This window comes from Halorubrum sp. DM2, assembly GCF_901686465.1.
In the GTDB taxonomy this organism is placed as follows: Archaea; Halobacteriota; Halobacteria; order Halobacteriales; family Haloferacaceae; genus Halorubrum.
Genome location: NZ_LR594487.1, coordinates 199,662 through 219,172 on the forward strand (window position 1 = coordinate 199,662; position 19,511 = coordinate 219,172).

Below are 19,511 nucleotides of genomic sequence, written 5' to 3' on the forward strand. Positions count from 1 at the left end.
CGGATGATCGATTTCTGTTTCTGTCGAAATTCTCTCTTTCAGCGACATCCCCGCTTGAAACGCTTTGTCGCTCGAAGGCGTTCGTAAATCGCTGATCGACACGACTGCCGAAGCCCCAGCCCCGAGGACTCCCGCGGCTCGTTGCGCTCCTCGCTCGTTCACTTCGTTCACTCGCTGCGGTGCTTACGTCGCCGAGGTTCGCCCTCGGTGCTGCCCCTTCGATTCCCGCCCCGCACAGCAACCGCACCTCACGCCTCCCCAGCCTCGTCGGCGGCTCCCGTTGGTCGCCGCCGACTCCCTCGCGCGACGCTGTCTCGCGGTCGCCGGGGGCGACCGCTCGCAGGCGCGCGCCACTGTAGTGACTTGGCGGAACAGTCCTCGAAGCGTTCTGACCGTAGAATATTTACTCCGAGTCCGAACGCCCCGTCACCGTCGGAGCGTCGCCCTCTCTCGGCACGAGGTGGACCGCTCCCTCGTGTTCGAACGCGAGGACCTCGTCGGCGTCGTCGTCGACGAACGCGGGGTTCGGCACGGTCTTCGCCTCGTAGGTGACCGGGTCGAGCACCTGGATCGCGTTCTCGTCTTCGACGGTCACCACGGTCGTCTCCGTCGCGTCGTCCCGGGTCCCGAGTCGGGTCGCGTCGGGGGCCTCTCCGTCCGCGAACGCGGAGGTGTACTCGGCACCCGTGGCGAGGCGGACGCCTTGGAGGCGGCCGGAGACGCCGGTGACGAGGACGGGGCCGTCGCCGTCCTCGGGGTCGATGATCTCGCCGTCCGCGTACTTCGGGAGCCGGACCGCGAACGTGACGCGGTACACCTCGTTGCCGTCGCCGTCCTCGGTGACGAGCGTCGGGTACGACTCGAAGCTCCCGCCCAGCGACTCCGTGATCCGCGTCGCGACGTTCTGCGCGAGCCGGTTCGAGGAGAGCTTGATGTCCGGGCCGTCGTCCGTCTCGTTGACTTCGGTGATGAACGCCTCGCGGTCGCCGTCGGCCTCCTGATCGGCGACGTACGTCTCGGCGATGTCGAGCGCCTCGGCGCGCTCCGCGGGCGTGAGGTCGCGCTCGTCGGCGCGGACCTGAACGATCCCGGCGTAGTAGCCGCCGGCGATGCGACCGCAGCGGTCGCAGGTCCCCCGCGAGATCTTGACGGGGACCGTCACCTCCGCGGAGCGGAGCGTCCCGCGCACGACCCCCGAGAAGCGGCAGTGCATCCGGACGTTGTTCTCGTCCACCTGCTCCGGCTCGACGCCCCACTCGACGTCGTCGGCGTCGACGTGGACGCCGAGCGCCTCCGCGACCTCGTCGACCGCCACGTCGGTGTAGTCGCGCGCGCCCACGTCGCGCCACGACTCCCCGCGCCGGACCGCGCCGCAGCCGGAACAGACCAGCACCTCGATCCGGTCGGGCGCGTCGACCAGCTCGAAGTCCTCGAAGTAGCAGTCGTCACAGAGCAGCGCGTCCCGCCCGCGCGGCTCGCCCGGGAGGGGGTCGCGCCGCTCGGGGACCGGGTCGCCGCAGCGCGGACAGAACTCTCGCGACTCGCTCATTGCCCGCGGCTACGCCGAGGACCCGTTTAAGCGGCGCGGACCGCGCCGGTCGCTGTCGCCGGCTGCGAGCGCGGAGCCGGGCGATCCGCGCGGGTCTCGACCTCCGAAATGGTTTTTCGCACGGACCGAGAACGGGCGTGTATGAGCGGCAACCCCGACGACGAACGGCTCGAGGAACTGCGCGAACAGAAGATGGAGGAGCTTCGCGAGCGACAGGGCGGCGAGGGCGACGCCGCCGAGGCCCAGAAGGAGGCCCAAGAGCGCGCCGAGCAGCAGCAGGAGGCCGTGCTCAAGCAGTACCTCACGGACGGCGCGCGCCAGCGGCTCAACGCCGTCGAGATGTCGAAACCGCAGTTCGGCGAGAAGGTGAAACAGCAGGTCGCCGCGCTGGCACAGAGCGGGCGCGTTCAGGGACAGATCGACGAGGACCAGATGCGCGAGCTCCTCAAGGAGCTTCAGCCCGAACAGAAGAGCTTCGACATCCGCCGCCGGTAGATGGAGCTCGCGCTGCTGTACAGTGGGGGGAAAGACTCCTCGCTCGCCGCCCACCTGCTCGACCGGTTCTACGACGTCCGCTGTGTCACCGGCAGCTTCGGACTCACGGATGACTGGGAGCACGCGGAGCGCGCGGCCGACGAACTGGGGTTCCCGTTCGAGCGCGTCGACCTCGACCGTGAGGTAGCGGAGGGCGCCGCCGAGACGATGGTCGCGGACGGCTACCCCCGAAACGGGATCCAGCGCGTCCACGAGCACGCGTTAGAGACCATCGCCGCGCTCGACGTCGACGCCATCGCCGACGGGACGCGCCGCGACGACCGCGTCCCAACGGTGTCGCGGGCGCAGGCGCAGAGCCTCGAAGACCGCAACGGGATCGACTACATCTCGCCGCTCTCCGGGTTCGGGCGGCACGCCGTCGACCAGCTCGTCGACGCCACCTTCGACGTCCAGCAGGGCCCGAGCGAGGAGGTCCCCAAGGCCGACTACGAGGACGAGCTCCGGACGCTCATCGCCGGCGAGTACGGCGAAGAGACCGTCGGCGACGTGTTCCCGGACCACGACCAGACGTACGTCCACGGCCGGAACGACTGAGTCGCGGCCTCCCTCGTCAGCCCCGACCGTCCCCTCCCCCGCGGCGGCCGGTCACCTCGCGCCCCCTCCTCGGCGGCCGATCGCGCCGCGCGCCGCACCGGGCGCGGTCGGCGGACTTCCGTCGACTCGCAATAGCCGGAACTACTTTCGACCCCGCGGGCGTAGGGTCGAGTATGTCATCCGAACGAGTCGTCGACCTGCTGAAGACGGCGTATGCCGACGAGATCGAGACCGTGATGAACTACCAGACGAACGCCATCGTCCTCGACGGCGTCCGCGCCGAGGAGATCAAAGAGAGCCTCAAACAGGACGTCCAAGAGGAGCTCGGTCACGCCGAACAGCTCGGACAGCGGCTCAAACAGCTCGACGCGCGCCCGCCGGGATCGGCCGAGTTCACGGCCAAGCAAGACTCGCTACAGCCGCCCGCGGATTCGACCGACGTACTGACGGTCATCAACGGCGTGCTCGACGCCGAAGAGGGCGCGATCGCGACGTACCACGATCTGATCGACGCCGCCGAGGAAGCCGACGACCCGGTCACCGAAGACCTCGCCGTGACGCTCCTCTCCGACGAGGAGGCCCACCGGACCGAGTTCCGCGGGTTCCAGAAGGAGTACCAGAACGACTAGCCGAGACGAGCCGCGTCTCGTCGAACACATTCCGGGCATCGACGATCGCGCTCCCGCCCCGAAAGGATGCTTTCAAGCGGGCGCTCGTCGAACCGACGCCCATGTACGACGGCCTCAAGGGATTCCGTGACTTCTACCCCGGCGAGCAGTCCGCCCGCCGCGAGGTGACCGACGCCATCGAGGACGCCGCGAGCCGGCACGGCTTCCGCGAGATCGCTACCCCCGCCCTCGAACGGACGGAGATGTACGTCGACAAGTCCGGCGAGGAGATTGTCGAGGAGCTGTACGCCTTCGACGACAAGGGCGGGCGCGGCGTCTCGCTGACGCCGGAGCTGACCCCGACCGTCGCGCGGATGGTCGTCGCGAAGGGACAAGAGCTGTCGAAGCCGATCAAGTGGATGTCCACCCGGCCGTTCTGGCGCTACGAGCAGGTCCAGCAGGGCCGGTTCCGCGAGTTCTACCAGACGAACATCGACGTGTTCGGCTCCTCGGCCCCCGAGGCCGACGCCGAGGTGCTCGCCGTCGCGGCCGACGCGCTCACGTCCCTCGGACTCACCGGCGACGACTTCGAGTTCCGCGTCTCGCACCGCGACATCCTCGGTGGCCTCGTCCGCGCGCTCGCCGACGACCCCGGCGCGGTCGACACGGAGGCCGCGATCCGCGCGGTCGACAAGCGCGCGAAGGTCGACGACGGCGAGTACGTCGGCCTGCTCTCCGACGCGGGCCTCGCCCGCGACACCGCGCGCGACTTCGACGACCTCATCTCGGGCGTCGAGACGGTCGAGGACCTCGACGCCGTCGCCGAGGCCGGCGGCGAGGAGGTCGAGGCGGCGGTCGAGAACCTCCGGAACGTCCTCGCCGCCGCCGACGACTTCGGCGCGGGCGAGTTCTGCGAGGTGTCGCTGACGACCGCCCGCGGACTCGACTACTACACCGGCGTCGTCTTCGAGTGCTTCGACTCCACGGGCGAGGTGTCCCGCTCCGTCTTCGGCGGCGGGCGCTACGACGACCTCATCGAGAGCTTCGGCGGCCAGCCCACCCCCGCGGTCGGGGTCGCGCCCGGCCACGCGACGCTCAAGCTCCTCTGTCAGCGCGCCGGCGTCTGGCCCGACGAGGAGCTTTCGACCGACTACTACGTGCTCTCGGTGGGCGACACGCGCAGCGAGGCGGCCGCGCTCGCGAACGACCTCCGCGCGCTCGACGACGACGTGGTCGTCGAGCAGGACGTCTCCGGCCGTTCGTTCGGCGCGCAGCTCGGCTACGCCGACTCGATCAACGCCGAGACCGTCGTCGTGGTCGGCGAACGCGACTTGGAGAACGGCGAGTACACGGTGAAAGACATGTCGAGCGGCGACGAGACGACGGTTCCCGTCGAAGAGTTCCCGCCCGAGGAGGGACTGCCGACGTACGAGGACTACGAGTAGCGCCCGACCTCCGTCCGCCTCGCCGACCGCCGACCGTCCCTCAACGCTTTTGCGTCCCGCGTCGAGACCGTGGGGACGATGATCCCGCTCGCGACGGCGATGCCCCCCGGCGAGGTCGCCCTCCGGATCGCGGCCGGCGTCTTCCTCATCCTGATCAACGCGTACTTCGTGGCGATCGAGTTCGGACTGACCCGCCTCAGGCAGTACCCCGAGTCGGAGATGGACTCTCCCGGCCTGCGCCGCGCTTGGGAGATGACCGACGATCTGGAGTTCTACCTCACCACCTGCCAGATCTGGATCTCGGGCACGAGCATCGCGCTCGGTATCGTCGCCGAGCCGGGGCTCGCGGCGGTGTTCGCACCGGTGTTCGAGAACACGACGCTCGCCTCCGCCGGTGCCGGGTCGCTCCTCGCCTTCTTCCTCATCAACATGGTCCACCTCACGCACGGCGAGCAGACGCCGACGTACCTCGGCGTCGAGCGCTCGAAGCAGGTCGCCGAGTACGGCGCGCGTCCCCTCTACTGGTTCGCGTGGCTCATCTCCCCGCTGATCACGTTCGGCGACCGGGTCGCGAAGGGAACGCTCCGGCTGTTCGGCGTCGAGATGACCGGGTCGTGGACCGAGACCGAAGGGGAGGTGTTGGAGACGCGCGCGCAGCTCCGCACCCGTCTCGGCTCGATGATGGAAGAAGTGGACCTGCCCGAGGAGCGCAGACAGGAGGTCCTCGCCGCGCTCGACGTCGACGAGGTGGCGGTCGGCGACGTCATGACGCCGGCCGACGAGATCGTCTCGCTGTCGACGACCGCGTCCGCCGAGGCGAACCTCGACCGCATCAGCGACACGCCGCACGCGCGGTTCCCGCTCGTCGGCACGGACCTGACGGCGTTCGAGGGGATCGTGTACGCGCCGTCGATCGTGAGTCACTTCGACGAGCTCCGGGCGGGCGAGACGACGTTCGCGGAGATCGCCGCCCCGCCGATGACCGTCTCGGCCGCGACGAGCGTGAGCGACGCCTTCGACCAGTTCCAGGCGGAGCGACAGGAACTGGCGCTCGTGATCGAGGACGGCGCGGTCGTCGGGCTGATCACCGCGACCGATGCGCTGGAGGCGGTGATGGGCCAGTTGGAGGACCCGCTGGACGCGGGCGACTTATAAATCCGCTGCGGTGGCGCGTGCCGGTGAGTGGCCGGTAGGCCACGAACCGCACGCGCGAGGGAGTCGCTGGCGGTTGAGCGGAGCGAAGACCGCCAGCGACGAGGCTGGGGAGGTATGAGGTGCGGTTGCGGTGCTGTGCGGGGCGGGATTCGAAGGGGCAGCCGTGAGGCGGACAGAGACGACGTAAGCACCGCAGGGAGTGAGCGAAGCGAACGACCGAGGAGCGCAACGAGCGTCTGTCCGCCTCACGGCTGGGGCTTCGGCGGTGTTTGCCGTCGCTCCGAGATTACCGGACTATAACCAATCAACCGGCCGTTCGGAACAGCGCTCCGTATCGTCGCTCAGTTCTTGTACGCCTCCCGCAGGAACACCAAGGCCCCGCCGAGCATCGCGAGGTTCCCGAAGAAGGCGAGTCGCTCGCCGCTCGCGTCGTCCTCGTCGGCGTTCCAGAAGTCGTGCATCGTCGCGGTCACGACCGTCAGGAACGCGACCGCCGCACCGGTGGCGACGCGCGGGAGCCGCCAGAGCGCGATGCCGGCTCCGGCGACCACCATCATCCCGGAGGCGAACGGCGCGGCGACCTCGGGCATCGGCACGCCCGCCGACTCGGCGTACTCGACCGTGTCGTCCATGTCGCGGAAGTCCTCCGAGGCCTGCGCGGCGAGGCCGACCCCGAGCAGCACGCGGCCGAGCTGGGAGGGCGCGCCGCGGTTGAGGTCGTCCGTCGAATCGGTTGCGTCGTCGCTCATGGCTAGTGTAACGGTAGCGCACGACATAAATCGCGGTGTCGACCGCAGCCGCCGGAGGACAGCCTGTCCGACGCGGTCAGTCCGCGGTCGCGGCCGCCGGTCCGTGCTCGATCTCCGTCCCGAGCAGGTCGAGGAACTGCGCGATCCACTCCGGGTGGTCGGGCCACGCCTGTCCGGTGACGAGGTTCCCGTCGGTCGTCACGCCGTCGACCCACGAGCAGCCGGCGGCCTCGACCTCCGGCCTGACGGCGGGGTACGCCGTCATCTCGTAGCCGTCGAGGACGCCGGCGGCCGCGAGGATCTGCGGGCCGTGACAGATCGACGCGACCGGCTTGTCCGCCTCGAAGAAGTGTCGGACCGCGTCGAGCACCTCGTCGTAGCCGCGGAGGTACTCGGGGGCGCGTCCGCCGGGGACGACTAAGGCGTCGTACTCCGCGGGGTCGACCTCGTCGAAGCCGTGCGTGAGTTCGAAGTTGTGACCGCGGGTCTCCAGGTACGTCTGGTCGCCCCGGAAGTCGTGGATCGCGGTCTTGACCGACTCGCCGCTCTCCCGGTCCGGGCAGACCGCGTGGACCTCGTGGCCCACCGCCTGAAGCGCCTGAAACGGCACCATGATCTCGTAGTCCTCGCCGAAGTCGCCGACGATCATCAGTATCTGCTGTCCTGTCATGTTTGTAATACCACCTCGGAATACGCGCTGCTGGCAGATAACGATACTGGCGAGCGGTAGCACACCACGAACTAATCTCGACAACCGACCGCGACCGCAGTTCGCGGTGGCGCGCGCCTCCGAGGCCGCATCGCGGCCGAGGAGCGCCGCGTGAGGGAGTCAGTCGCCGGAGCGGAGCGACGGCGACTGACGAGGTTGGGGAGGCATGAGGTGCTGTGCGGTTGCGGGGCGGGACTCGAAGGGGCAGCCGCGAGGCGGGCAGAGGCGTTCACGAGAGCGAAGCTCTCGTGAGCCAATCAGAACGCGAAGCGTTCTGATGACGACGTAAGCACCGCAGCGAGGGAGCGAAGCGACCGAGCGAGGAGCACAGCGAGCGTCTGCCCGCCTCGCGGCTGGGGCTTCGGAACGGTTCGTGCCGATCAGCAATTTACGAGCAGGAACACCGCCGTCTGACCGATCGACTCACCTTCTGACAGCCGCTACAGGCTGTTCGCGAAAACGCGTTTTAGCGTCCTACCGTTCCGTCGAGGGCGGCGAGGGGTTCTCGACGTCCGGCGGCTTCAGGTCCCGGCCGAACTCGTCGAACTGATCGAGGTCGTCGGGGAGTTCGTACTCGATCTCGCGGTCGTCCTGATTGTCGGGCAGCCGCCCGTCCTCTAATTCCTCGGCGGCGGACTCCCAGCCGGGCTTGACGCGGACGGATCGGGCGGGCGATCCGACGACGACGTGATGGTCGGGCACGTCGCCCTGGACCACGGAGCGCGCGCCGACGACGCTGTTCTCGCCGATCCGGCAGCCCGCCCGAACCATCGCGTCGTAGGTGACGCGGGCGTCGGCTTCGACGATCGTGTGGAAGTTCCGGACCGTGGTCTGGTCGACGATGTCGTGGTCGTGGCTGTAGAGGTGGACGCCGTCGGAGATCGACGCGCGGTCGCCGATCGTCAGCTTCCCGCGGTCGTCGAGGTGGACGCCGTCGTGGACCACGACGTTGTCGCCGACCTCGATGTTGTGGCCGTAGGTGACGGAGATACCCTTGAAGAACCGACAGTTGTCTCCGCACTCGGCGAAGAGGTGGTTGCCGAGCATCTGCCGGAAGCGGAGCGCGAACTCGACGTTGTCCGCCATCGGCGTGGCGTCGAACTGCCGCCAGAGCCACTGGAGGTGTTTTGAGCGCTGGAAGCGGTCCTCGTCCTTCTCGGCGTAGTACTCCGATTCCAGCGTCGCGTTACACGGGTCGTACCCCTGAAGGCGGACGCGCTCGGCCCGCGAGACGGACTCGCCGTCCTGCCACGCATCCCACGCCTCGCGGTCGCCGTGGAGGTCGACGAGCACGTCGCGGACGACCTCGCAGGTGTCCTCGTCCGAGGAGAGCCGCTCGTCCACCTCGTCGATGAACCCTCGGACCCCGGCCTCCGCGCCGTCGGGCAGGGACACGTGTCGCTTCGTCATTGCCCTTCCGTTCGGCGCGACGCCTCAAAGGGATTCGGTTGTGCGACCGCGGCGTCAGGGAGCGTCGCTACTCGGTCGGTCGCCTCTGTGGGACGCGCCCGTGTCGCCGTCTCCGTCGCTGCCGTCGCCGCCGTCGACTAGTCCGTCGCGGTCCGGCCCGATCGCGACGCCGACGAAGCCCAACACGATCAGAAACAGCACCGCGACCATGAGACCGATCGGACCGTACCGGAGAGTGAGGTCCGTGAGCGCGGCGGCGGCGATCACCGCGAGCAGGAAGGCGATCACGTCGAGCGCGTCGTGGAGGGACTCGTCCATGCGCGGATGAGTCCGCGGGGACGGGTATAGGTTAGGGCGACGACCGCGAGCAGGCCGACGATGGCGTCGAGCCGCCGACGGAGGGAGTTCTCCATACGGGCCACGAACGCGACCGATCCCGTAAATTTCACCGGTCTGCTCGGATCCGGACCGGCGGTCACGCCCTCGTTCCGCGCCAGCGAGACCGACCGCGCCCGATAAGTGTCCCGACCGCCAATCGGTGGGTATGCAACACCGCGAACTGGGGAACTCCGGCGTCGAGGTCTCCGAGATCGGCTTCGGCGCGTGGGTCGTCGGCACCGACTGGTGGGGCGACCGCTCCGACGAACAGGCGGTCGGGATGGTCGAGGACGCGCTTGACGCGGGCGTCACCTACGTCGACACCGGCGACGTGTACGGCCACGGCGACAGCGAGGAGATAATCGGGCAGGCCATCGACGGCCGCCGCGACGAGGTGACGCTGTCGACGAAGATCGGCTACGACTTCTACGACAACCCGCAGGCGGGCCACGGCGAACTGCCGAAGGAGCTGAACCGCGAGTACCTCACCGAGGCGTTCGAGGCCTCGCTCGACCGGCTCGACACCGACTACGTCGACGTGCTCCAGCTTCACAACGCCAACGTCGACGAGGTGACCCCCGAGGTGCGCGACCTCCTCGCGGAGTGGAAGGCCGACGGCCGCGTCCGCGCGCTCGGCTGGGCGCTCGGCCCCTCGATCGGCTGGCTCGCCGAGGGCGACGCCGCCGTCGAGTACGAGGAGTTCGACGCGGTCCAGACCGTCTTCAACCTCTTCGAGCAGGAGCCGGGGCGACACTTCGTGGAGTCGATCCGCGAGTCCGACTCGGACACCTCCGTCATCGCTCGCGTCCCGCACTCCTCCGGCCTGCTCAACGAGCAGGTGACGCCCGACACCGTCCTCGAAGACGGCGACCACCGTTCGCACCGCCCGAAGGAGTGGTACGAGACGGGCTGGGAGAAGGTCGAGGCGATCCGGTTCCTCGAGGATCCGGACCACGCCGACGGGACGCGGACGATGGCGCAGGCCGCGATCCGCTGGCTGCTCGCGCACGACGAGGTCGCCTCCGTCACGCCGACGTTCCGCGACGGCGACGACATCGCCGAGTGGAGCGCGGCGGGCGTGCCGCCGCTCTCCGACGCCGAGTACGAGCGCGTCGACGAGCTGTACGCCCGCAACTTCGACATCGACCGCGACGACGGGATGGACGTGCTCCGCACCTCCGTCGACGGCGACGACATTGAGGCCGCCGGCCTCGACAAGCGCGCCGCGTCGTACTGAGCGCCGGACGGACCGCCGCCTCGACGCTCCGACTGACCCGCTTCTTTCGCGTCGAAACCGCCGGACAGCGGAGCGTATTCGCCCTCCACGATCACTTTCACTCCGCACCGCGCGAGCGGCCGCTCCGCGAACGATCGGCGAGGTTTCGGGCCGCGAGCGGGTCGTGAACGGACCGGGTCGCTGGCGGTCGTGGGAACGGTGGCTCGGTGGAGAAAGTCGAGAACTACTACTAGACCGTGGCGAGTGTGTCGAGTGTTGTAACTCGGCATGTAGAAGTGGTGGCTCGGTTGAAGTTTTCATCACAAGGGGCTTAGAGGGGGTAACGGATCGTCATGGCCACCACACCGACGATTGCGCGGTCGCGGATATAAATGGCTCGCGACGCTCCGGAACCCGTTTGAACCTCGACCGCCTCGACTCCCGCATGCGGGAAGTGACGTTCCGGATCTACCACGCGGGGGAGCCGGAGTGCGAGGTGAGCGCGAACCACCCGGAGGTGCGCTACCGGTCCGTATCGTCGATGACCGGGAGCGGTCCGGAGCGCAAGCGGATCGCCGAACTCACCGGTCCGCCGGCCGAGATCGAGGCGTTCGTCGAGGAGTTCCGCGAGTTCGACCTGATAGTCTCCGCCGAGCCGCTCGCGCCGATCGAGGGCACCCACGCGTACGTCGCCCTGACGATCGACGTAGCGGCGGCCGACTGGGAGGGGATCGGCGACCGCTTCTCGCGGATGGGGATCCACTACCGGACGGGGACGACCATCTCCGGCGGCGTCGAGCGCTGGACGGCGTACCTCGAAGACGCCGACGACCTCTCGGCGGTCATGCGCGAACTCGAACGCGGCGGCAACGAGGTGGAGCTGGCGCGGAACGTGGAGCTGGCGTCGATCGAGCGCTCCCCGCAGCTCCCGGCGTCCGGTCTCCTCGACGACCTCACCGACAGACAGCGGGAGGTCCTCGCGACCGCCATCGCCGCGGGCTACTACGACCACGGCGGCGGCGTGGGCGTCGAGGAGGTCGCCGCCGAACTCGGACTCGGCTCGACGACGGTGTGGGAACACATTTCTCGCGCGGAGTCGGCGGTGATGAACGCGCTGTTCGACCGGTTCGCGGAGGGAGAGCCGGTCACCGCCGTCCGCGAGGCGGACCGATTGGACTCGTCGTGAATCGTGAATCCGTCGCGAATCGCGGACCCGCCGCCACCTCCCCCCGAACAACGCTTTTGTAGCTTCGGGACAGAGCGCCGCGTATGGACGACGGAACCGTCTCCGTGCCGGACGAGCAGTACGAGCGGCTCGCGGCTCTCGCCGCCGCCCGCGGCGTGAGTCCCGAGACGCAGCTGGCCCGGCTCATCGACGACGCGTACGCCGGCCTTGACGCGGACTCGGACTCCCCGGAGAGCCTCCCGCTCGGCGTCTCCGACTGCTCTGAGAAGGAGTGAGTCGGCCGTCCGACGGGCGGGGAACCGTCCCCGAGCCGCCGCGCGCGCCGAACCTCCTTTCGTGCCTGCTCACCCCTCGTAGGGCCACCGTCCGCCGGTCTTCAGCTCCTCGACGTACCCCTCGTCGATGGCGTCGCGGATCGACTCCCGCGACCGGTGGGCCGCCTCGACTTCTCCCGTCGCGAACCGATAGACGGACGCCGCGACGAGCGTCGCCACCTCGCCGAGGTCCCGCGAGTCGAGCTTGTCGAGCGTGTCGGCGTGGGTGTGGCCCCAGCCGCGACCGGACTGGTCGCTCGTCGTCGAGACCATCACGGCCGGAATGCCCTCCTGAACGAACGCCCACTGGTCGCCGTGGGGTGAGATCGTCTCACCGGTCGCGAGCGGTGCATCGAACGCGTCCACGACCGCCTCGAACACCGACCGCATCCCGTCGAACCCGTTCGTCCCCACGCGGAGGTTCCGCGAGCTACACGCCCCGTCGAGGTTGACGACGCAGGCGATCTCCTCCCGGGGCGTGGTCTCGGCGGCGTGGTACGCGCCCCACAGGCCGATCTCCTCGGAGCCGAACGTGACGAGACGCACCCGCGTGTCGAGGTCGTCCTCGACGCTCGCGAGCAGGCGGCCGACCTCCGCGACGAGTGCCGACCCCGCGCCGTTGTCGTTTGCCCCGTCGCTCACGTCGTGGGCGTCGACGTGCGCGGTGAGGTACACCGCCTCGTCGGTGTCCGGCCCGACCTCCGCGACCGCGTTCACCGAGGTCGTCGGCTCGTTCCGGCAGTCGACGTCGAGCGAGACGGTCGGCCCGTCGTCGCCTTCCGAGCCCACCCCGCCTCCCTTCCCCGCTCCCACCGCGAGCCGCGAGAGCCGGTCGCCGACCTCCTTCGAGACGCCCACCGCGGGGATCGGTCCGGGGCGGTTGTGGTAGCCGATCTCGCCGGTCGGCGGGAGCGCTCCCTCGATGTGGTTTCGAAAGACGAACCCGACCGCGCCGCGCTCGGCGGCCGCGACGTACTTCTCCATCCGGTGGATCCACCGGTCGTGGCTCTCCGGCGTGCGCGAGGAGGCCATCGCGACCGCGCCCTCCAGCGCGTCGCCCGCGGCCGCGAACTCCTCGTCCGTGCCGTCGCCGACGTCGACCAGCGGGGCCGTCACCTCCCCGCTCGGCGTGCCCGGAAGCGCGATCACCTCGTGGGAACGTTCGTGGTGGCGGTCGACCGCCCCCGACACCGACAGCGACGACTCGCCGCGCCACCAGCCGGGGATCTCGAACTCGTCGAGGCCGGCGTTCCGCAGCCCGGCCGCCTCGAACGCCTCGACGACACGCTCAGCGCCGCGCCGCTCGCCGGCCGATCCGGCCATCCGATTACCGATGTCGGTCAGGTCCGTGAGGAGGCTCCACCCGAAGTCGCTCGTCCGCGCGTCGCCCACGACGCGGTCCGGTAGCTCGGTCATACGACGTGGTTGGGCCGAGACCGAAAAGGGGTTGCGGGTACCGGCGGCCCGGCCGGCTCACTTCCACTCGTCGGCGTCCTCGGCCGTCCCCATCTCGCCTTTGGCCTGCCGCGGGGCCCGGCGAAGCGTCAGTCCGAGGACGACGACGTAGAAACAGGTGACGAGCGCGAGCACGAACGCGCCCGGGATCGCACCGACCGCCGCGGTCGCGACGACGCCGCTTCCCGGCGGCGTGAACACCGTGAGCCTGACGACCCACGCGGCGATCAGGACGGAAAAGAGCGGGGCGTACACCCGGCGGAGCCGCCGAGAGACCGCCTCGACGCCCGGCATCTTGATCGTCGGCTCGCGGAGGTCCTCGCTCAGCAGCTCCCGCCAGTTCGACTGCTCGACGCCCTCGGGGTCGAGCGCGTTCGCGAACACGTTCTCCTCCAAGAGCCGCACGCGCGACCGCCAGACGTCGAAGGTCCGGTACCGGCGGGTCTCGATCCCGAGGAAGACGCTGAGCATGACGAGTCCGATGAGCAGCACGTAGTGCGGCCGCGACTCGTTCGAGAAGGTCCACGTCAGGAGCGATGCCGTCACCACGACGGCCCAGTTGGTCGTCCGGTCGATTCGCGTCCGCCACGAGCTGGTCCGCCCGAGCTCGCCGCGGTACGTGTGGCCCATCAGCGAGAGGAAGTCGGACCGGTCGCTCGCGGCCTCGGCCGCGACCTCGCGCTCCTCCCGCGACTCGGGGTCGAAGTCCTCCGGTGGGTCGGGCATACCTCCCGTACCGAGGCGGAACGGGAAAAACCACGAGGACGGCGGGGTCGCGCCCGGGCCGACAGCGGTCGAAGCCCTTGACCGGCGTCAGCCGAATCGCTACTGGGTTTCAGGCCGGGTCCGCCGCGCTCACTTCGACCTCGACGTCGGCGGGGTCGACGCCGATCCGGGCGAACTGCGTGCGGACGTGGTCGCGGGCGGCCTCGACCGCCTGATCGCGGGTGTCGAACCCGCGGGGCATCGGCTCCTCGAAGGCGACCCGGATCTCCTCGCCGTCGACGACGAGCGGCGAGCCGCCGCTCTCGACCTCGTAGAAGGCGTCGCACACCCAGACGTACGGCGCGTCCTCGTTCGGCGCGCCCTTGTACGCGGGCGGCTCCTCGCCGCGCTCGAACACCGTGCCGGTGAGGTCCGTGCCGCCGCCGCTGCCGCGAACGAGTATCATGCCACAAGTAAGGGGTCGAGCCGGATAAGGGCGGTGTGCTGGGAGATACTGTTCGGATGAGCCGTTCCACGCGAACTTCTCAAGGAGTCAGATATTCTGCCGCAACACCGATTCCGCGATGAAATCGCACACTCGGACAGTCGTAACAGATCGCGAATTTCGCTTCGGTCGAATACCGCCACGGCCCCAGCGATATCTGCGATTTTTCGACATGAAGACTGTCCTACCTCAGGGCTGTCGTTGCCGCCAACTCCCGCCTACCGAGGTCGTATTCGTCGTACTGATTCTCCGATTATGCTGTTACCGTGGTCGTCGTACGTTCAATCTCGTCACCTTTGTACAACAGCGAAATCGTGAGCTCTTTTTCGCCCGGTGACACCGCTATTCCGTTGCTCAATCTCACGTGTTCTTGCTCCGATGAACCCGGAAGTAACCCCTTACTGGAAGTCAGTTCGTCCGTGCGTGAGGGATCTCCGATCCCGATTTCTATCGAGTCATAGCGCAGAACTACGTCCCCATCGTTTCGCACACCGAACTTCACCTCAGAGAGTTCGACATCGTCTGTGCCGTTGCCGGGGCTGGAAAACGACGCTTCGATATCTGAGAAGACAGTATCCAGCCCGTCGAATTCCTTCGAATGAGACGCCGAGATTGACCCGTCTTCTAGCTCCAGATTCAAGACCACCTCGTGTGTTCCGCCGGTCCGAATTTCATACGGGTCAGGCTCAATAGCTTGCCGGCCAAGAGACGATGCTTCGTCATAGAACGGTAGATCCTCAAGCCTCTCGTTCGCTTGGATCGTGAAACTTCCATTCTTAATTTTGTTATCGTCGATCGTTATCTGGGCCGAGGGGCTGAGATCAGTATCTGCGTTGACGCTAAGCGTTGCCAGCAGTTCGACGAACTGTCCGTTCGCCCACCCGGACGACATCGAGTCGACCGAGAGGTCAGTATCGGTGATCTGCTGCGATATTATTCCGGCAGCCTGCCCTGCCGGCGAGTCTGCGGTGAATTCAAGCTCCGCATCTTCACCAGAAGTAGCCGTTTGTAGCGATTCCGGATCGCTAACCACTAGACTCCGGCCTGTGCCCGGATAGATCTTCTCAGTCGGAGCCGTCGCTACCTCTTCACCGTTGGCGGTTGCCGAGATCTGGACACTAGTCAGTAATTCGCCCAGATTTCCAACACGAAAAGTAGCATCGGTTATTGTGTTTCCGTCCCAGCTCGGTCTCAACGATACGAATGTTAGTAAAGCTGGGAGACCTGGATCATACGGGAAGCTCTCACTCACCGTCCCGATGTCTGTCTCAACGGTTGCCGTCCCGATCTGTGTTCCCAAGTTTTCCACTTTTATACTCTGAGATGATGAGATCGCAATTTTATCCGCGGTACCGGGGCTAAGAGTAGTGTTGAGACTTCTCGATAAATCTGTGTCAGGAGATTCTAGCGTGAATTCTGCTCTTTCGAGTTGAACGGGGTACTCTCCTTTGTTCACCACCACAATCGTAACCTGATCTAAGCCATCGTCGCCCCAATCCCATTCGATGTCTCTAATCACGATCCGTTCACTGGCTACGTTCGAAGATTCACTATCTCCGTTAGAGGATTCATTATCTACAGTAGAGGAGTCTCCGCAGCCGGCCAACGCTGCCGCACTGGATACCCCGAAAAACTGTAAGACATTCCGCCTATTCATAAACTAGGAGAATTTGGCAACGAATAAAAAGGTCTGGTCTCGGTGATCTCTGTCAAGACGCGTTTAAGTGCCTGTCCTCCGGCTCTGTTGAAATCCTCATCTGGACACCGAGCCCAGAGACGGCCGCTGCGACACGAGGGCAAACGCTTTCGGCCCGGCGACCGGTGGATACGCCATGACGCTGGAGGATTTCACCGAGTACACCGGAGACGGTGACGGCGAGGGTGACGCCGCGGCCGAGGGCGACGACGCCGCCGCTCCGGACGAGGTCGCCGACGCCGAGAGCAGGGGCGAGTCCGAGGTCGGTCCCGAGTCTGCGGTCGACGGCGGGAGCGCGGTCGACTCCGGGACGCGGGGGGGCGATCCGTCCGGCGACCGCGAGGACGACGACTTCGCCGCCTACGACGCCACGCCCGCGGGCAGCGACGCGGGGCTCGGCGTCGTGTCGGTGTCGCAGGGGCTCCGCATCGCGGAGGAGGAGGACGAGACGTCGCTGAAGGCGTTCGTCACGACGGACAACCGCGAGGCGGTGCGGCTCGGGAAGTACCTCCTGATCCCGTACCCGGACGGCGAGCGCCTGTTCTGCCGGATCACCGGCTTGGAGTACGCACAGGAGTTCCAGTCGGACGACGCGACCGAGATCCACGCCCGCCGGCAGATGCGCCGCGACGAGTTCGCCGAGCGCGACTACAAGTTCGTCGCCGACCTGGAGCCGATGTCGGTCGTGTACGGGGAGGGCGACGACATGAAACGCCGGATGACCGACCGGGTCCCCAAACCCGGCGCGGTCGCCGAGGAGGCCGCGGACGACGCCGAGATCAAGACCGGGCTGAAGATCCCCGACGACGGCGTCTTCCTCGGCCACCTCTCGGTCGGCGGCGAGAAGGTGCGGACCGCGGCGGAGCCTCCCACCGTCGACTACCGAGTGAAGGACGACTACGCCGACGGCGACCCGCTCGCGTTCCGGCACACGCTCGTCGCCGGCGGCACGGGGTCGGGGAAGACCCACGCCTCGAAGAACGTCCTCCGGCAGTACCTCGATTCGGACCGCACGTACCCGATGGGTGACGGCCGCGAGTCGCGGATGGCGGTGGTCCAGTTCGATCCGCAAGACGAGTACGCGCAGATGCACGACGACAACCCCGACCTCGACGACGCGTTCGCGCGACGGCTGGAGCGCGAGGGGATCGCCCACGGCGGTCACGACGACACCGTCGCCCTCGTTCCCCGGGCCGCGAACGCGACGTACCCCGGCGAGGGCCACCGCGCCGAGCGCGTCGAGTTTACGATCCCCTTCTCGCTGGCACGGGACATGCCGTGGCTGGTCGCCGGGTCCGGACTCAACGACAACCAGTACCCCGCGCTGTTGACGCTTCTCAACCGCTTTTTCGACAACTACGGCGACTCGGGAACGTACAGCCAGTTCCTCTCGTACCTCGACGACCCGGCGCTCAAAGAGGAGCTTCACGAGAGCGGTCGGGTCCACGAGGCGACGTTCGACGCCGTCAAGCGCCGCGTCCGCGGCGTCCCGAGCGGCGTCTTCGACCAGGACGCGAAGCCGATCACCGAACTCGACCACACCCTCGTGCGTCCCGGTGGCCTCTCGGTCGTCCCCACCTACCACCTGCCGACCTCCCGGCAGAAGGAGATCGTCGTCCTCGCGGTCGCGGGGCTGCTCATCGACGACAAGCTCTCGAACGACCCGGCGAGCGACCGGATAAAGGAGACGCCGCTCTTGGTCGGGATGGACGAGGCGCACAACTTCCTCGCCGACGCCGACAACGTCCAGGCACAGAAGGTCGTCCAGAAGTTCACGGAGGCGGCGAAGCAGGGCCGCAAGGAGCGGCTCGGGCTGTTTCTCATCACGCAGGACCCGCAGGACGTCGCCGAGTCGGTGTTCAAACAGGTGAACACGAAGGTCGTGTTGAACCTCGGCGACGAGGACGCGATATCGAGCGTCAACATCCCCTCGAACCTCGCCGGGAAGGTCCCGTACATGGAGAAGGGACAGATGGTCGTCTACTCGCCGGACAACTCCGAGCCGGTCGAGCTGATCGGCCTCTCCGAGTGCGTGACGCGACACGAGTAAACTACCCCACCCTACTCGCTCACGGCTTCGCCGTTCGCTTCGTTGAGGGTGGGGCTTTCGCGTGGACTCCCGCTCTGGCCGGAATGTCCGGCAGGAGGTTCAAATTCTCCGTTCGCGTTCAACATCCCGCGATTCAAGCGCACGCCTACGGGTGCGCCTCCGCCGTCCCCAGTTTGGTTACGGCGGAGATACCGCAGACCGATGTTCTTCGCCGCGTTGTAGTCGGCGTGGTTTTTGTAGTTGCACTTCAGGCACTCAAACTCCTCACCGTTGCGGTTGTCTGGGTGCGTGAAGCCACACGTTGAACACCGACGAGACGTGTTCTCCGGCTCCACTCGTCCAACCGTAATACCGCGTGGTTCGGCCTTGTACTCAACGTACTCGTACAGCCGCTCGAAGGCCCACTTGTGCCCCCACGCCGCTTCGGGAACTCTGTCACGGATGCCAGTCAACTCCTCAAAAACGATAACCGTACACCCGTTCTCGGCGGCTTCCTCAATGATGCCGTTGGCAATCCCGTGGAGTGTCATCTTGAACCGCCCCGTCTCCTTCCGCCCGACTGCCTGTATGTTCTCGTGGGCGTGACGACTTCCGCACTGTTGGAGTGATGCCCGCCGCTTCTCGTACTCGCGCCGCCAGTGGTCGAACTCGTCGCCGCTCCAAAATGTGCCTGTCGAAGTGACCGCAAGTTGGTTCACGCCGAGGTCAACGCCGAGGACTGTGCTGTGCCCGGTCGTTGCCTGTTCCGGCGTGTCAGACTCCAAATCCGCCTTTGTTCGGAGATGAAGGAACCACTCGCCCCCCTTGTGGTGGAGTTCCGCGCCCGTCACCTCGTAGTCGTTATGGTCGAGATACCGACTGTGAGGCGTGTCCCGCTCCGGGTCAGGGAGTACGTAGTCAACTTCGATGCGTCCGTCCACGGTTGCCAGCGACACGTACTCGTCGTGGAAGGTCGCACACCGCTTGTCGTACACAGCGGTCGGGGTCGAGAAGTGCGGTTTGCCCGCGTACTCGCCCTGTTTCCAGCGGGCGACGACGCTCTGTACGGCGTCGGCGGCCTTGTTGCGGGCGTTCTGGACGAGGTTCGCGTGTAAGCGTGTCTGATTGCGTACCTCGTCGTAGGTTTCCTCCTGCAATTGAGCCTTGCTGGCCGTCTTATATTCGCCCTGCCAAGCGTGGTCTACGACGTAGTTGGCGGCCCACAGAAACTCGTCTACTGTTTCGCGCAGAAGTGCGGCGTCGTCGCTGTTTACGTCGAGTTTGACCGGGACAGTTCGCCGCACTTCCATACG

The 19,511-nt window shown here is 67.2% G+C and carries 20 protein-coding genes; 9 read left to right on the plus strand and 11 right to left on the minus strand.

Features of this window, described 5'->3' with window-relative positions; all coding sequences use genetic code 11:
* Nucleotides 1-403: 403 nt before the first annotated feature.
* Nucleotides 404-1,549, minus strand: coding sequence for a 60S ribosomal export protein NMD3 (locus QOL69_RS01000; RefSeq protein ID WP_283401685.1), 1,146 nt, complete (start codon nucleotides 1,547-1,549; stop codon nucleotides 404-406).
* A gap of 141 nt (nucleotides 1,550-1,690) precedes the next feature.
* On the opposite strand from QOL69_RS01000, the gene QOL69_RS01005 reads away from it, so the two are divergent.
* From QOL69_RS01005 to QOL69_RS01025, 5 genes are all read left to right on the plus strand, one after another.
* Complete coding sequence (locus tag QOL69_RS01005) at nucleotides 1,691-2,044, plus strand: DNA-binding protein (RefSeq protein WP_283401686.1); 354 nt, start codon at nucleotides 1,691-1,693, stop codon at nucleotides 2,042-2,044.
* Nucleotides 2,045-2,638: a DUF7411 family protein gene (locus QOL69_RS01010; RefSeq protein ID WP_283401687.1), complete on the plus strand. Its 594-nt coding sequence runs from the start codon at nucleotides 2,045-2,047 to the stop codon at nucleotides 2,636-2,638.
* A 173-nt stretch (nucleotides 2,639-2,811) separates the two neighbouring features.
* Nucleotides 2,812-3,267 (plus strand): ferritin-like domain-containing protein, encoded by a 456-nt coding sequence (locus QOL69_RS01015; RefSeq protein WP_283401688.1) that lies wholly within the window; start codon nucleotides 2,812-2,814, stop codon nucleotides 3,265-3,267.
* A 101-nt stretch (nucleotides 3,268-3,368) separates the two neighbouring features.
* Entirely contained in the window at nucleotides 3,369-4,691 is a 1,323-nt protein-coding gene (hisS, locus tag QOL69_RS01020; RefSeq protein ID WP_283401689.1) for a histidine--tRNA ligase, read from the plus strand.
* 78 nt (nucleotides 4,692-4,769) lie between these two features.
* Nucleotides 4,770-5,846, plus strand: a complete 1,077-nt coding sequence (locus QOL69_RS01025) for a CNNM domain-containing protein (RefSeq protein ID WP_283401690.1) — start codon at nucleotides 4,770-4,772, stop codon at nucleotides 5,844-5,846.
* A gap of 341 nt (nucleotides 5,847-6,187) precedes the next feature.
* On the opposite strand, the gene QOL69_RS01030 is transcribed toward QOL69_RS01025, so the two are convergent.
* The 5 genes from QOL69_RS01030 to QOL69_RS01050 all read right to left on the minus strand — a co-directional run bounded on the left by QOL69_RS01030 (nucleotide 6,188) and on the right by QOL69_RS01050 (nucleotide 9,127).
* On the minus strand, nucleotides 6,188-6,595 hold the full coding sequence (locus tag QOL69_RS01030) for a DoxX family protein (protein WP_283401691.1): 408 nt from the start codon (nucleotides 6,593-6,595) through the stop codon (nucleotides 6,188-6,190).
* A gap of 76 nt (nucleotides 6,596-6,671) precedes the next feature.
* Nucleotides 6,672-7,265, minus strand: coding sequence for a DJ-1/PfpI family protein (locus tag QOL69_RS01035; protein WP_283401692.1), 594 nt, complete (start codon nucleotides 7,263-7,265; stop codon nucleotides 6,672-6,674).
* 513 nt (nucleotides 7,266-7,778) lie between these two features.
* The gene (locus QOL69_RS01040) at nucleotides 7,779-8,714 is read right to left on the minus strand and encodes an acyltransferase (RefSeq protein ID WP_283401693.1); all 936 of its coding nucleotides are present in this window, start codon (nucleotides 8,712-8,714) and stop codon (nucleotides 7,779-7,781) included.
* Nucleotides 8,715-8,768: 54 nt separating this feature from the next.
* A complete protein-coding gene (locus QOL69_RS01045; RefSeq protein WP_283401694.1) occupies nucleotides 8,769-9,032 on the minus strand; it encodes a hypothetical protein in 264 nt (87 codons plus the stop codon).
* Nucleotides 8,999-9,127 carry a hypothetical protein gene (locus QOL69_RS01050; protein WP_283401695.1) on the minus strand — a complete coding sequence of 43 codons (129 nt, stop codon included), beginning with the start codon at nucleotides 9,125-9,127 and terminating at the stop codon, nucleotides 8,999-9,001. Before QOL69_RS01050 ends, QOL69_RS01045 begins: the two co-directional genes overlap by 34 nt.
* A gap of 131 nt (nucleotides 9,128-9,258) precedes the next feature.
* On the opposite strand from QOL69_RS01050, the gene QOL69_RS01055 reads away from it, so the two are divergent.
* From QOL69_RS01055 to QOL69_RS01065, 3 genes are all read left to right on the plus strand, one after another.
* A complete protein-coding gene (locus QOL69_RS01055; RefSeq protein WP_283401696.1) occupies nucleotides 9,259-10,329 on the plus strand; it encodes an aldo/keto reductase in 1,071 nt (356 codons plus the stop codon).
* A 424-nt stretch (nucleotides 10,330-10,753) separates the two neighbouring features.
* Entirely contained in the window at nucleotides 10,754-11,494 is a 741-nt protein-coding gene (locus tag QOL69_RS01060) for a helix-turn-helix domain-containing protein (RefSeq protein ID WP_283404193.1), read from the plus strand.
* Between the two features lie 83 nt (nucleotides 11,495-11,577).
* A complete protein-coding gene (locus QOL69_RS01065) occupies nucleotides 11,578-11,769 on the plus strand; it encodes a hypothetical protein (RefSeq protein WP_048078465.1) in 192 nt (63 codons plus the stop codon).
* A 69-nt stretch (nucleotides 11,770-11,838) separates the two neighbouring features.
* Here QOL69_RS01065 and QOL69_RS01070 read toward each other — a convergent pair whose 3' ends face one another.
* From QOL69_RS01070 to QOL69_RS01085, 4 genes are all read right to left on the minus strand, one after another.
* Entirely contained in the window at nucleotides 11,839-13,224 is a 1,386-nt protein-coding gene (locus QOL69_RS01070) for a M28 family peptidase (protein WP_283401697.1), read from the minus strand.
* Nucleotides 13,225-13,281: 57 nt separating this feature from the next.
* Nucleotides 13,282-13,989 (minus strand): DUF2270 domain-containing protein, encoded by a 708-nt coding sequence (locus tag QOL69_RS01075; RefSeq protein WP_283401698.1) that lies wholly within the window; start codon nucleotides 13,987-13,989, stop codon nucleotides 13,282-13,284.
* 109 nt (nucleotides 13,990-14,098) lie between these two features.
* Nucleotides 14,099-14,434: a DUF7113 family protein gene (locus QOL69_RS01080; protein ID WP_048077663.1), complete on the minus strand. Its 336-nt coding sequence runs from the start codon at nucleotides 14,432-14,434 to the stop codon at nucleotides 14,099-14,101.
* A gap of 292 nt (nucleotides 14,435-14,726) precedes the next feature.
* Nucleotides 14,727-16,130: a hypothetical protein gene (locus QOL69_RS01085; protein WP_283401699.1), complete on the minus strand. Its 1,404-nt coding sequence runs from the start codon at nucleotides 16,128-16,130 to the stop codon at nucleotides 14,727-14,729.
* A gap of 175 nt (nucleotides 16,131-16,305) precedes the next feature.
* Between QOL69_RS01085 and QOL69_RS01090 the strand changes: the two genes are divergently transcribed.
* Entirely contained in the window at nucleotides 16,306-18,219 is a 1,914-nt protein-coding gene (locus QOL69_RS01090; protein ID WP_283401700.1) for an ATP-binding protein, read from the plus strand.
* A gap of 11 nt (nucleotides 18,220-18,230) precedes the next feature.
* On the opposite strand, the gene QOL69_RS01095 is transcribed toward QOL69_RS01090, so the two are convergent.
* A complete protein-coding gene (locus QOL69_RS01095) occupies nucleotides 18,231-19,508 on the minus strand; it encodes an RNA-guided endonuclease InsQ/TnpB family protein (RefSeq protein WP_283401701.1) in 1,278 nt (425 codons plus the stop codon).
* Nucleotides 19,509-19,511 lie beyond the last annotated feature (3 nt).

What these genes read in the sequence shown, in the direction of transcription:
- QOL69_RS01000 (WP_283401685.1), bottom strand. Translation starts at nt 1,549, where the DNA reads ATGAGCGAGTCGCGAGAGTTCTGTCCGCGCTGCGGCGACCCGGTCCCC.
- QOL69_RS01005 (WP_283401686.1), top strand. Translation starts at nt 1,691, where the DNA reads ATGAGCGGCAACCCCGACGACGAACGGCTCGAGGAACTGCGCGAACAG.
- QOL69_RS01010 (WP_283401687.1), top strand. Translation starts at nt 2,045, where the DNA reads ATGGAGCTCGCGCTGCTGTACAGTGGGGGGAAAGACTCCTCGCTCGCC.
- QOL69_RS01015 (WP_283401688.1), top strand. Translation starts at nt 2,812, where the DNA reads ATGTCATCCGAACGAGTCGTCGACCTGCTGAAGACGGCGTATGCCGAC.
- hisS (WP_283401689.1), top strand. Translation starts at nt 3,369, where the DNA reads ATGTACGACGGCCTCAAGGGATTCCGTGACTTCTACCCCGGCGAGCAG.
- QOL69_RS01025 (WP_283401690.1), top strand. Translation starts at nt 4,770, where the DNA reads ATGATCCCGCTCGCGACGGCGATGCCCCCCGGCGAGGTCGCCCTCCGG.
- QOL69_RS01030 (WP_283401691.1), bottom strand. Translation starts at nt 6,595, where the DNA reads ATGAGCGACGACGCAACCGATTCGACGGACGACCTCAACCGCGGCGCG.
- QOL69_RS01035 (WP_283401692.1), bottom strand. Translation starts at nt 7,265, where the DNA reads ATGACAGGACAGCAGATACTGATGATCGTCGGCGACTTCGGCGAGGAC.
- QOL69_RS01040 (WP_283401693.1), bottom strand. Translation starts at nt 8,714, where the DNA reads ATGACGAAGCGACACGTGTCCCTGCCCGACGGCGCGGAGGCCGGGGTC.
- QOL69_RS01045 (WP_283401694.1), bottom strand. Translation starts at nt 9,032, where the DNA reads ATGGACGAGTCCCTCCACGACGCGCTCGACGTGATCGCCTTCCTGCTC.
- QOL69_RS01050 (WP_283401695.1), bottom strand. Translation starts at nt 9,127, where the DNA reads ATGGAGAACTCCCTCCGTCGGCGGCTCGACGCCATCGTCGGCCTGCTC.
- QOL69_RS01055 (WP_283401696.1), top strand. Translation starts at nt 9,259, where the DNA reads ATGCAACACCGCGAACTGGGGAACTCCGGCGTCGAGGTCTCCGAGATC.
- QOL69_RS01060 (WP_283404193.1), top strand. Translation starts at nt 10,754, where the DNA reads ATGCGGGAAGTGACGTTCCGGATCTACCACGCGGGGGAGCCGGAGTGC.
- QOL69_RS01065 (WP_048078465.1), top strand. Translation starts at nt 11,578, where the DNA reads ATGGACGACGGAACCGTCTCCGTGCCGGACGAGCAGTACGAGCGGCTC.
- QOL69_RS01070 (WP_283401697.1), bottom strand. Translation starts at nt 13,224, where the DNA reads ATGACCGAGCTACCGGACCGCGTCGTGGGCGACGCGCGGACGAGCGAC.
- QOL69_RS01075 (WP_283401698.1), bottom strand. Translation starts at nt 13,989, where the DNA reads ATGCCCGACCCACCGGAGGACTTCGACCCCGAGTCGCGGGAGGAGCGC.
- QOL69_RS01080 (WP_048077663.1), bottom strand. Translation starts at nt 14,434, where the DNA reads ATGATACTCGTTCGCGGCAGCGGCGGCGGCACGGACCTCACCGGCACG.
- QOL69_RS01085 (WP_283401699.1), bottom strand. Translation starts at nt 16,130, where the DNA reads ATGAATAGGCGGAATGTCTTACAGTTTTTCGGGGTATCCAGTGCGGCA.
- QOL69_RS01090 (WP_283401700.1), top strand. Translation starts at nt 16,306, where the DNA reads ATGACGCTGGAGGATTTCACCGAGTACACCGGAGACGGTGACGGCGAG.
- QOL69_RS01095 (WP_283401701.1), bottom strand. Translation starts at nt 19,508, where the DNA reads ATGGAAGTGCGGCGAACTGTCCCGGTCAAACTCGACGTAAACAGCGAC.